This is a genomic window from Desulfovibrio sp. DV, from assembly GCF_001936595.1.
Classification (GTDB): domain Bacteria; phylum Desulfobacterota; class Desulfovibrionia; order Desulfovibrionales; family Desulfovibrionaceae; genus Solidesulfovibrio.
The window spans coordinates 23143-34106 of sequence record NZ_MLBG01000042.1 but is presented as its reverse complement, the minus strand read 5'-3'; the positions used below and the strand labels follow the sequence as shown (position 1 = coordinate 34106).

The window sequence follows — 10964 nt, the reverse complement described above, 5'->3', positions numbered from 1 at the left end:
GTTGGTCGACAGTCTGTTCTGCTGTGGCCAGGGAAGCCGCGGCAGACACGTGACGGGAACCACCGCCTGTTCCGACGGTCGGGGAGAGTATAGCCCCCGACCCCCGGCAACGGGGCAGGTGCTAAGAGGTCGCAATGAACGTGAAGCGCGCCTGGAAAAAGCTCTTGATGGAGCAGTGCCGCCGGCCCGGTGGCATCCTTGGCGAATATATCGGCCGGCGCATGAACCGCAGCCATTTCGAGCTGACCGGCTGGGGCCTGTCCCATGTGCCTATCGCCCCGGACAACGACGTGCTCGACATCGGCTGCGGCGGCGGGCGGACCCTGGCCCGGCTGGCTACGCTCGCCCCCAAAGGACGCATCTGCGGCATCGACGCCTCGGAAAAAAGCGTGGCCCTGTCCCGGCGGTACAATGCCCAAACCATTGCCCAGGGACGCATGGACGTGCGCCGGGCCTCGGTTTCGGCCCTGCCCTATCCCGACGCCACCTTCCATCTGGCCACGGCCGTGGAGACGCACTATTTCTGGCCCAACCTCGCCGCGGATCTGCACGAAGTGCGGCGCGTGCTGCGCCCCGGCGGTCGTTTCCTGCTCTTGGCCGAGGTCTACGACACCCCCAAATTCGACGCCCGCAACCAAAAATGGCTGGCACTCGTGCCCATGGCCTACTTGAGCCCGATCCAGTTCCGGGACCTCTTCACCACCGCCGGTTTCGAGGACGTCGCCGTCCATGAAGAGACCGACCAGGGCTGGTTGTGCTGCCTTGGCCAAAAGCCCTCTTTGATTGCCTAAAACTTTGCTTACGCAACACGTTTTCAGGCTCTGTCCCCCCATCAAGGGGGTCCGGGGGGATTATCCCCCCCGGCGGGGTGCAGGGGCAGCGCCCCTGTTTCTCTTGCGTTCTTTTCTTTTGGAGGCTCCAGTTCATGACTTTCGATCTCATCGTCATCGGGGCCGGCCATGCCGGGTGCGAGGCGGCCATGGCCGCGGCCCGGCTGGGCCTGGCCACCCTGCTCCTGACGCAAAACGTGGACCGCATCGGCCACCTGTCCTGCAACCCGGCCATCGGCGGCCTGGCCAAGGGCCATATGGTCCGCGAGATCGACGCTTTGGGCGGGCGCATGGGCCTTTGGGCCGATGCAGCCGGCATCCAATTCCGCACGCTCAATACCAGCAAGGGACCGGCCGTGCGGGCCACCCGGGCCCAGATCGACCGCGACGCCTATATGCGGGTGGTCAAGCGCGACGTCTTCGCCCAGGACAATCTGGCCGTGCGCCAGGACAGTGCGGAAGACATCCTGGCCGAGAACGGACGGGTGTGCGGCGTGCGGGTCGCCTCGGGCGAGGTCTTTGCCGGCCGGGCCGTGCTGGTCACCACCGGCACGTTTCTCGGCGGCCTCATTCACATTGGCCTGACCCAACTGCGCGGCGGCCGGCTCGGCGATCCGCCCTCCGACGGACTCTCGGCCAGTCTGGCCCGCCACGGCCTGGCCCTGGGCCGGCTCAAGACCGGCACCACTCCGCGGCTTTTGGCCAAAAGCATCGACTTCTCCAAGACCGAACCCCAACCCGGCGACACCCCGCCGCCGGGCTTCAGTTTCCACGGCCCCGGACCGGTCCTGCCGCAGGTTCCCTGCTACCTGACCCATACCAACGAGGCCACCCACGCCGCCATCCGGGCCGGATTCGACCGTTCGCCGCTGTTTACCGGCGTCATTGAGGGCACGGGAGCGCGCTACTGTCCGTCGGTGGAAGACAAGGTGGCCCGGTTTCCCGAACGCGACCGGCATCATGTTTTTCTGGAGCCGGAAGGGTTGGATAATCCCGAGATCTACCCCAACGGCATCTCCACCAGCCTGCCCATCGAAACCCAGAAGGCCATGATCGCCACCATACCGGGCCTGGAAAACGCCCGGATCGTGCGGCCGGGCTATGCCATCGAATACGACTACGCCGACCCGGTTCAATTAAAGCCTACGCTGGAGACCAAGGCCCTGGCCGGACTCTATCTGGCCGGGCAGATCAACGGCACGTCCGGCTACGAAGAAGCAGCGGCCCAGGGCCTTTGGGCGGCGCTGAACGCCTATTGCGCCCTGGCCGGCCGGCCGCCCTTTCTCCTGCGCCGCGACCAGGCCTACATGGCCGTTCTGGTCGACGATCTGGTCACCAAGGGAACGACCGAACCCTACCGCATGTTCACCTCCCGGGCCGAGCATCGGCTGCTATTGCGCGAGGGCAACGCCGACGCCCGCCTGACCGCCCTGGGTCGGGACCTGGGTCTGGTCGGCGAGGCCCAATGGGATATTTTTTGTCGCAAGGAAGCGGCCATTGCCGCCGTCCTGGCCGGTCTGGCCGAGCGCCGAGTGCGGCCCGGGGACTGCGACGACGACGCCTGGGCCGCCCTGGGCGGCCGGCCGGCTGACCGCAGCCTGCGCCTGGACGAACTCCTGCGCCGCCCGGACGTCACCCTGCCCGATCTGGTCCGTTTCTGGCCCGAGTTGGCGCAACTCGAGCAGCAGGCGGCGGTGGAAACTGAAACCCGCATCAAATATGAAGGCTACCTCAAGCGCCAGGAGGAATTGGCCGGCCGTATGGGCCGCCATGAGACCGTGGCCCTGCCGCCGGACCTGGATTATGAGGCGGTTTCCGGCCTGTCCCGGGAGGTGGTGGAAAAGCTCGCCCGGGTGGCCCCGCACACCCTGGCGCAGGCCGGACGGATTTCCGGGGTGACGCCGGCGGCCGTGGCCTGCCTGGAAATTCATCTCAAAAAGCGCCAGAGGGAGGGGGAGCCCCCTTGTGTCCGCCGTGGGGATGGCTTATGACTTATTCATGGCGTATTTCAGGGGTTTTGACGATCTTCCGGCCTTTATGAGCCTCTTTGATCCCGGCTGGTGGGACAGGATGCTTGACGCCACCAATAGCGGACATGCATCCCCGGAAGCGCTGCTTCTCATGGCGGCCATGTTTGGCACGTTTTTCATCCTCATCGCCGTCGGATTGATGGCCAAAAGCCACTATCGGCCTGGCGACATCAAACCCTCCACCTGGATCACCGAGCCCGGCGAAATCCGCGCCCTGGTGGATACGGCGATTACCCAGCGCAGCAAGATCCGGGTGAGCTTTGTGCGCGACGACCCCGGCGCCCGCTCCACCGACGCCACCATCCTGGCCGCCTCGCCCGGACGCGGCATCGAACTGGAGATGACCTCGCTGGTGCGCGCCAACACCACCTGGGTGGGCAAACTCGTGGCCTGCGATTTCCGACTCCGCCTTGATCCCCACAAGGACCTGCACAGCTTTTATAATTTCGTGGCCCCCATCGTTTCCGTCAACAAGGCCGGCGACGAGTTCATCCACATGACCGTGGGCTGGCCGCATCGGCTCGAACTGGAACAGAAGCGCGGCTTTTTGCGGGTGGAGCCGCCCCGCTCCTGCATCCTGGAACTGGAACTGTGGCACGAGACCACCATTAAAAATATCCGGGGCCGCTTCGGCGATCCGACCACCTGGGGACGTCCGCTGTTGCGGTTTGACCCCAGGCTCGAAACCCCGGACATCGAAGTGCGCAACCTCTCCGGCGGCGGCCTGCGCCTGGAACTCCAGCATGAAGCCTATCGCATCAACCACCGGCTGATCGAACCCGGTTCCCGGTTCATCATCCGGTTGCTGTTGGCCGAACCCGAAGCCGAACAACCCATGGAATTTCATCTGGCCCTGCGCCTGCAAAACATCTATGGCAACCCGCAGGCCGTGGGACTGGTGGCCATGGGATTTCGGATCATGAGCTTCGCCGTCCCGGGCGACACTCCCGGCGAAGTCTTATCCTGGAAACCCGCCGCCTCCGGGGTGCCGGCCCTGGACGACTGGGCCTTTCGCCGGCATCTGGCCATCTACCGCCAGCGCGGCGAGTAGCCTCCCGGGCATGGACGCGCTTTTGGTTCTTTGTTAGCCTCTTGTTGTTTTTTTCAAGGATTGTCACGGAAACGACGCATAACACAGACTATTGCGCGCCTGCCGCTGCGTGACGACACGGCCCGCCAAGGAGGACCAGGTTGGACGACGATTCCGATGGTCGGTTTTGGAATGCCCTGACCAAGTTTTTCCGCCAAAAAAGCATTTCCATCGAAGAATTGATTCTTGAAGCCAAGGCGGAAGGCTCCATCATCCAGGAAGACGCCTCCATGCTGCTCAACATTCTGCGGCTGGAAAGCAAGCAGGTGTCCGACATCATGGTGCCCCGCCCGGACATTGTCTGCGCCGAGATCGACGACGGCCTTGAAGCCGTGTGCGCGCTGATCAAAAAACACGGACATTCGCGCATCCCGGTCTACGAGGGCAACCGGGACAATATTCTCGGTGTGCTCTACGCCAAGGATATCCTCAGCCAGATGCTGCCGGCCTGCAGCGAGACTCCCGACCCGCGCGCCGTCATGCGCGAGGCTCTTTTTGTTCCCGAAACCCTTGATCTCAAGAAAATGTTGCTGGAATTTCGCAGCCAGAAAAAGCACATGGCCGTGGCCCTGGACGAATACGGCGGCACTTCCGGGCTTTTGACCCTGGAAGACGTGCTCGAAGAGATCGTCGGCGAGATCGAGGACGAACACGACCCGAGCAAACCCGAGGAAATCAAGGAACTGCGCCAGGACGTCTACCTCGTCTCCGGGCGCTACATGCTTGAAGATCTCAACACCTCACTGGGCCTGACGCTCGAATCGGAGCAGGTGGAGACCATCGGCGGCTTTCTCACCGAACTGGCCGGCCGGGTGCCGCGCCAGGGCGACGCCTTTACCCTGGAAGGACGCCGCTTCACCATCCGCGAAGCCGACCGCCGGCAAATCCGCTGGATTGTCATCGAGCCGACCGCCGACTGACCCGGGGCGGCTGCAACCGACAAAGGCCGGGGTCTGCGGCCTGCCGTTTCTGATGCCGTCGGCAGGCCGCAGGCAGTGCGCCTCCGGACCGGATTCGGCTTGCAGTTGGCTGCGGGCTCGGCCATATTCGGTCCCGCCCGGGCCGAAGGTATTGCCGCCGGCCCCACCCCGAATCTGCAACCCTCGATGGTTTCGAAAAGAAGCACCGTGACCATAGCCGCCATACTGGCCGTTGCCGGAGCCTGGCTCGGGCTGGCCAATCCTGTGTATCGTCTGCCCTTTCTCGTCCTGCTGCTGCCCGCCGCCCTGGCCTACGTGGCCGTGTACGCGCCAACAACCCGGGCTGCGGCCAGGGCCGCCTACTGGATCGGCGCGTTGTCGGCCAGCGCCAGCCTCTATTGGACCTGCCTGCCCATTCACGATTTCGGGGGATTGCCCTGGGTCCTGGCCCTGCCCGTCCCCGTTCTCATGGGGCTGGTCCTTGGCCTGTACACCGCCGCCCTGGCCCTGGCCCTGCGCCTGGGCGCGCAGCGGCTGCCTCCCTGGCTTTTCATCCCATACTGCGCCGCCGCCTGGACCGTCATGGAAGCGGCCCGGGGCCTGCTTTTTACCGGATTCCCCTGGCTCACCCTGGCCGCTGCCTTCTCTCCCTGGCCGGCGGCTGTCCAGGGAGCGGCTTTTCTCGGCGCTTACGGCCTGTCCGGCCTTTTCGCCGGCCTGGCCGCCGCCCTGGCCGTCTACGGCCCGTTTTCCCGTCCCGGCCTGGCCGTCATTGTGCTCGCCATGGCCCTTTTCTTCCTGGGCAACCGCCGCCTGGACGAACCGCTGGCCAAGGATGGCGCGGCCCATGTGACCATTGTCCAGGGCAATGTGGACCAGAGCCGGAAATGGGCTCCCGAGGCCGAGGACGAGACGGTTACGAAGTATCTGGAGCTGTCCCGGCAGGCCATTGCCCACACGCCCACGGATTTGCTCATCTGGCCCGAGACATCCATGCCCTTTTTCTACCAGGACGGCGGCCCGCTGGCCCAACGCATCCGGGAGTTTGCCGCCCAGGCGGCCGTCCCGCTGGTTTTCGGCGCGCCGGCCTACGAACGCTCACTCGGCGGCCACGTCCTCTATAACCGGGCCTATCTGCTTGCCCCATCCGGGGAAACCGCGGCCTACGACAAGGTGCATCTTGTGCCCTTTGGCGAGTATGTGCCCCTGGGCGACTACTTTCCCTTTATCGGCAAGCTCGTCGAAGGCGTGGGCGACTTCCGGCCGGGCCGGACCGACGCCCCCCTGGCCCATGGCAGCCTTGCCCTGGGCACGCTCATTTGTTATGAGGCAATCTTTCCGGAACTTGCGCAAAAGCGGGTGGCGGCCGGGGCCAATGTCCTGGTCAACATCTCCAACGACGCCTGGTTCGGCGATTCGGCGGCTCCGCACCAGCACCTCGATCTGGCGCTCCTGCGGGCCGTGGAACAGGGACGCTCGCTCATCCGCGGCACCAACACGGGCATTTCCGCCGTGATCGACCCACGGGGCCGCATCATAGCCCAGGGCGGCCTTTTCACGGCGCTGACCCTGCCCTGTCCGGAGGTGCCCATCATGTCGGAAACGACCTGGTTTCACCGCCACAATACCCTCATTACCTGGGGCATTCCCGTTTTATTTGCTGCCCTGGGCCTGGCCGCCCTGGGCTTGCCCGTGCGCCGGGCCAAAATCCGTCCCGGCAGCTTAACCCTTTAAAACCAAGCGATTACGACATCATGTTGCAATATTCGGAACTGCGCAGCCAGGGTACGGAACTTTTGGAGAAATTCGAGGAACTCTGGAGGCGTCTTTGACCTGGACAAAAGCCGAGAACGCCTGGCCGCCATTGAGGCCGAATTGTCCAAACCCGGCGCCTGGGACAATCCCGAACGCCTGACCCCGGTTTTGCGGGAAAAAAGCGTGCTGGCCGGCAAGGTCGGCGACGGAGAGCGTTTGCTTGCCGCCAAGGCCGATCTCGATGAATGGCTGGGCATGGCCAAGGACGACGACAGCCCTGAAGTCCTTGACGCCCTGGCCGAGCAGATCGAATCCCTGCGGGCCGAATTGGCCGATGCCGAACTGGCCGCTTTTTTCGGTCCCGAAGACAATGCCGACGCCATTTTGGAAATCCACCCCGGGGCCGGCGGCACCGAAGCCCAGGACTGGGCCGAAATGCTCCTGCGCATGTACCGCCGCTGGGCCGAGCGCAAGCAGTTCACCGTCTCGCTGCTCGATTTCCTACCCGGCGACGAGGCTGGCGTCAAAAGCGTCACCCTGCAGATTTCCGGCCCCTATGCCTACGGTCTGTTGGCTGCGGAAAAAGGCATCCACCGCCTGATCCGTATTTCGCCTTTTGATTCCTCGGGACGACGCCATACGTCGTTTGCCTCAGTAGACGTCTACCCCGATGCTGGAGTAGACATTGATATCGACATCAAGGATGACGACCTGCGCGTTGATGTGTTCCGGGCCTCGGGTCCCGGCGGCCAGCACGTCAACAAGACCTCGTCGGCGATCCGCATCACGCACCTCCCCACCAATATCGTGGTGCAGTGCCAAAACGAGAAGTCGCAGCACCGCAACCGAGAATCGGCCATGAAGGTGTTAAAGGCCCGGCTCTACGATCTGGAACTGAAAAAGATCCAGGCCGAAAAGCAGGAAAACTACGATTCCAAAAACGCCATTGGCTTCGGTTCCCAGATAAGGACCTACACCATGCAGCCTTACCGACTGGTCAAAGACCATCGCACCGGCGTTGATGCCGGAGACGTCGAAGCGGTGCTGGACGGCGAACTGGACAAATTCATCCGCGGCTTCCTCCTTAGCGTCGGCAATGAAACCCGCTGATACCGACTGTTCGTCGGATTTTCCGGACGAGGCCCTGCTGGCCGAACTCGACGCCCTGCGTCGGATGCTGGCGACGGTGGACAAACCGGACTGCGCCGTCGAGGGCGACGGGCTGGTCATCATGCGCCTGTGCTCGGGGTTGACCCTTCCCGAGTGGGAAAGCCTGCGCAACCGCCGGGATCTGCGCGACTGGATGGCCCTGCCCCTGTCCGCCAATCCGTTTCCCTATCTGACCCGTATCCAGCAGACGCTCAAAGACCTTGTTTTTCTTTCCGAGCACGACCCCCTGACCAAGCTCCACAACCGGGGAGCCTTCGAGCGCATCCTGGCGGCCGAACTGATCCGTTCGGCCCGTTCCGGCCAGTCCCTGGCCCTGGTTTTGATCGACCTCGACGATTTCAAGCTGGTCAACGACACCTACGGCCACCCTTGCGGCGACCGGGTGATCGCCACCATGGGCGCGCTGTTGGCCGCTGAAAAGCGGACCTATGACTACGCGGCCCGTATTGGCGGCGAGGAATTCGCCCTGATCCTGCCCGGCGTCGGGCTGGTGCGGGCCGAGGGCGTCATCGAGCGGCTCATCGAGTCGGCCCGGTCGCTTCGCATCATCTGCGACGGCGTGGACATGCCGCTTCGGGTCACCATCTCGGCCGGCATCGCCTGCACTAAGGGCAAGCTGGCCATCACCTGGGAAAAGCTCTACGCCATGGCTGACGACGCGCTCTATACGGCCAAGGCCCAAGGCAAGGACCGGCTCCACAGCGCCCCCATCGCCGATCTGACCGCGCCGCCGGAAAAGACCCTGGTGCGCGCCGACGAAAAACGCTTCCTCTTTACCGGATCAATAAAAGGATGACACGGCCTATGTCCCAAGTCCCTAATCCCAACGCCACTCTGGCCGTGGCCATATTAAGCGGCAAGGGCGGCGTGGGAAAAACCAATCTGGCCCTCAATCTGAGTTACGCCTTGTTCCGGGCCGGCCATCGCGTCCTTTTGATGGACTTCGATGTCGGCCTGGCCAACGTGGACGTGCTGCTTGGCCTGTCCCCGGAAAAAAACCTCCAGGACCTTTTCCGCCCCGACGTGCAGGCCCAGGACGTGATGCTGGCCGTGGAACCGGGCGGCTTCGACTTTCTGCCGGCAGCCAGCGGCGTGCCCGAACTGCTCGAAATGGACGATGACATGCGCGAAGTGCTTTTTGACAAGCTCAACGCCGTGTTTGGCAGCTACGACTACCTCATGCTCGATCTTGGGGCCGGCATTTCCCAGACCGTTTTATCGGTCGCCGCCATGAGCCAGGTGCGCGTCCTGGTCGTCACTCCCGAACCCACATCCCTGACCGACTCCTACGCCGTCATCAAGGTGCTCCACACCCAGTACGGCGTTTCCGACTTCCACGTGCTCGTCAATCAGGTGGAAAGCCCGGCCGACACCCAGGCCACCTTCAACCGCCTCTCGGCCGCCTGCAGCCATTTCCTGGGCTTCACGCCGGTCCTTATCGGCGGCGTGCACTCCGATCCGGCCGTGCCCGACGCCGTGCGCCGCCAGATTCCGCTTTTACGCCATGCTCCTCGCTGCCAGGCCGCCCAGGACATTATCGGCGGTGCCGTCAAGCTCCACAGGGTGCGCCAACAGCGACGCGAGGCCCTCATCGCCGGCCCGGTTCTCGGAAAAATACCGGTAATTCGCAAGTAAGCCTTGACGGGGACCGGTTTTTTTCGGCAATGGTATGAAATAGATGGACGATTGATCACCACCCGCCATCAGGCGGGCATCGGCCAACCGTCAACAGCGCGAGGACCACGCGATGAACAAAAGCGAACTCATCAAGACCCTGGCCGAAACCAAAGGCTTGCACATCGACGAAGCCGCCGACATCGTCAATGCCTTTGTCGACTCCGTCAAACAGGCGCTGATTAACGAAGACCGTGTGGAAATACGGGGCTTTGGCAGCTTCAAGATCAAGGGGTACAAGGGCTACACCGGGCGCAATCCCAAGTCCGGCGACGTGGTCACCGTGGCTCCCAAAAAACTGCCGTTCTTCCGTCCCGGCAAAGAACTCAAGGAATATCTCAACAAGTGACCCTATGCCAACACTGACTTCCCTGCTTCTGGCCCTGGTTCTGACGACAGCAACCGGGGTTGCGGCCTTTGCCGCCGACCCGGTCCTGACCATTCTCTACGCCGGCAACACCTACGGCTATTTTGACCCGTGCCCCACCTGCGGTCCGCAGAAGCTCGGCGGCCTGGCCCGACGGGCCACGGCTGTGGAGAACCTGCGCAAAAGCGGCCCCACCGCCGGCAAGCTGCTGGCTGTGGCCGGACCGTGGGAATTTGCCCCCGAAGTCTCGGCCGCGCCGCCGGAACCCGACAAATTGCCGGTCGTGGCCAAGGCCCATGAGCGTCTGGCCTATGACGCCATGGCTGTGACCCCCCAGGAAATGGCCATCCTGTCCGAGCGCAAGGCCGCCCTACCCAAGGGAGCCCAACTGCTCGGCGACGCCCCGGTGACCCGCGTGGTCAACGTGGGCGGCCAGACGATCGGGCTGGTCTATTTCCCCATGCCCAAGGACATAAGCGCCGTGGTGCCGGACAAACTCATGGACGCCACGGCCAAAGCCGCTTCCGAGCTGCGGGGCAAGGTCGCCCTGGTGGTCGGCGTGAGCCCCTGGGGAGCCATTGACGAGGAAGCCTTCATCAACACCAGGAGCGGAGCCGTTGACGTGCTGCTTGGCAGCGGCGGCGGTTCGGGTTTTGCCTCCCGGCTCTCCAAGGACAGCCGCACCCTGTGGACCCGGGCCTACATCAAGGGCAAAACGATCAATCGCCTGGATTTGACGGCTCTGCCCGGAAAACCGGGCTTTACCTGGAAAATCGGCGAAAACTTCACAGCCAAGGTCGATCCCCTGGACGAAAATTTTCCCCAGGATGCGGCGGTTGAGGCCCTTCTCAAATAATCCAGCGGCGTGGCCCGCGCCCGCCAACCTGCTGTCGGCATCGACCGGATTGCTCTTTTAAGAATCCGGTCGCCCGCGCCCGTGTTCGCCAACCGCCAACCCCCCTTGAGGCGAAACCCCGTGAACATGCTTTTCCGCCCTGTCCAGGCGGCCGTTTCGGCCCTTATCCTGGCCCTTTGCGCCGCCCTGCCGGTACATGCCCAGGAGCCGGTCCTGACCCTGGTCCTTTCCGGCAACACCTACGGCAACTACGAGCCCTGCCCGTCCTGAGG

General features: G+C 63.7%; 11 protein-coding genes. All 11 read left to right on the top strand.

The window, feature by feature from the left end:
* Window positions 1-134: 134 nt before the first annotated feature.
* The 11 genes from DVDV_RS11050 to DVDV_RS22780 all read left to right on the top strand — a co-directional run bounded on the left by DVDV_RS11050 (window position 135) and on the right by DVDV_RS22780 (window position 10962).
* Complete coding sequence (locus DVDV_RS11050) at window positions 135-791, top strand: class I SAM-dependent methyltransferase (RefSeq protein WP_075354721.1); 657 nt, start codon at window positions 135-137, stop codon at window positions 789-791.
* A gap of 134 nt (window positions 792-925) precedes the next feature.
* Window positions 926-2821, top strand: coding sequence for a tRNA uridine-5-carboxymethylaminomethyl(34) synthesis enzyme MnmG (gene mnmG / locus DVDV_RS11045; RefSeq protein WP_075354720.1), 1896 nt, complete (start codon window positions 926-928; stop codon window positions 2819-2821).
* 7 nt (window positions 2822-2828) lie between these two features.
* Window positions 2829-3911: a hypothetical protein gene (locus DVDV_RS11040; RefSeq protein ID WP_075354724.1), complete on the top strand. Its 1083-nt coding sequence runs from the start codon at window positions 2829-2831 to the stop codon at window positions 3909-3911.
* Between the two features lie 140 nt (window positions 3912-4051).
* Window positions 4052-4870 carry a hemolysin family protein gene (locus DVDV_RS11035; RefSeq protein ID WP_075354719.1) on the top strand — a complete coding sequence of 273 codons (819 nt, stop codon included), beginning with the start codon at window positions 4052-4054 and terminating at the stop codon, window positions 4868-4870.
* 207 nt (window positions 4871-5077) lie between these two features.
* Complete coding sequence (gene lnt / locus DVDV_RS11030; RefSeq protein ID WP_083634750.1) at window positions 5078-6604, top strand: apolipoprotein N-acyltransferase; 1527 nt, start codon at window positions 5078-5080, stop codon at window positions 6602-6604.
* 20 nt (window positions 6605-6624) lie between these two features.
* Window positions 6625-7735 (top strand): peptide chain release factor 2 gene (gene prfB / locus DVDV_RS11025; RefSeq protein ID WP_175577097.1). Its coding sequence is split into 2 segments (ribosomal slippage): window positions 6625-6699 and window positions 6701-7735, totalling 1110 coding nucleotides; the frame shifts between segments, so codons are not numbered across the junction.
* Window positions 7722-8591 carry a GGDEF domain-containing protein gene (locus tag DVDV_RS11020; RefSeq protein ID WP_075354717.1) on the top strand — a complete coding sequence of 290 codons (870 nt, stop codon included), beginning with the start codon at window positions 7722-7724 and terminating at the stop codon, window positions 8589-8591. The genes prfB and DVDV_RS11020 overlap by 14 nt, the downstream gene beginning before the upstream one ends.
* A gap of 8 nt (window positions 8592-8599) precedes the next feature.
* Window positions 8600-9430, top strand: a complete 831-nt coding sequence (locus DVDV_RS11015; RefSeq protein ID WP_075354716.1) for a MinD/ParA family protein — start codon at window positions 8600-8602, stop codon at window positions 9428-9430.
* A gap of 112 nt (window positions 9431-9542) precedes the next feature.
* Complete coding sequence (locus DVDV_RS11010; RefSeq protein WP_024826291.1) at window positions 9543-9818, top strand: HU family DNA-binding protein; 276 nt, start codon at window positions 9543-9545, stop codon at window positions 9816-9818.
* A 4-nt stretch (window positions 9819-9822) separates the two neighbouring features.
* Window positions 9823-10692 carry a hypothetical protein gene (locus tag DVDV_RS11005; RefSeq protein WP_075354715.1) on the top strand — a complete coding sequence of 290 codons (870 nt, stop codon included), beginning with the start codon at window positions 9823-9825 and terminating at the stop codon, window positions 10690-10692.
* 120 nt (window positions 10693-10812) lie between these two features.
* Window positions 10813-10962 (top strand): hypothetical protein, encoded by a 150-nt coding sequence (locus DVDV_RS22780; protein ID WP_175577096.1) that lies wholly within the window; start codon window positions 10813-10815, stop codon window positions 10960-10962.
* Window positions 10963-10964 lie beyond the last annotated feature (2 nt).

Excerpts from the sequence above, each read along its gene's own strand:
- DVDV_RS11050 (WP_075354721.1), top strand. The coding sequence starts at position 135 with ATGAACGTGAAGCGCGCCTGGAAAAAGCTCTTGATGGAGCAGTGCCGC.
- mnmG (WP_075354720.1), top strand. The coding sequence starts at position 926 with ATGACTTTCGATCTCATCGTCATCGGGGCCGGCCATGCCGGGTGCGAG.
- DVDV_RS11040 (WP_075354724.1), top strand. The coding sequence starts at position 2,829 with ATGGCGTATTTCAGGGGTTTTGACGATCTTCCGGCCTTTATGAGCCTC.
- DVDV_RS11020 (WP_075354717.1), top strand. The coding sequence starts at position 7,722 with ATGAAACCCGCTGATACCGACTGTTCGTCGGATTTTCCGGACGAGGCC.
- DVDV_RS11015 (WP_075354716.1), top strand. The coding sequence starts at position 8,600 with ATGTCCCAAGTCCCTAATCCCAACGCCACTCTGGCCGTGGCCATATTA.
- DVDV_RS11010 (WP_024826291.1), top strand. The coding sequence starts at position 9,543 with ATGAACAAAAGCGAACTCATCAAGACCCTGGCCGAAACCAAAGGCTTG.
- DVDV_RS11005 (WP_075354715.1), top strand. The coding sequence starts at position 9,823 with ATGCCAACACTGACTTCCCTGCTTCTGGCCCTGGTTCTGACGACAGCA.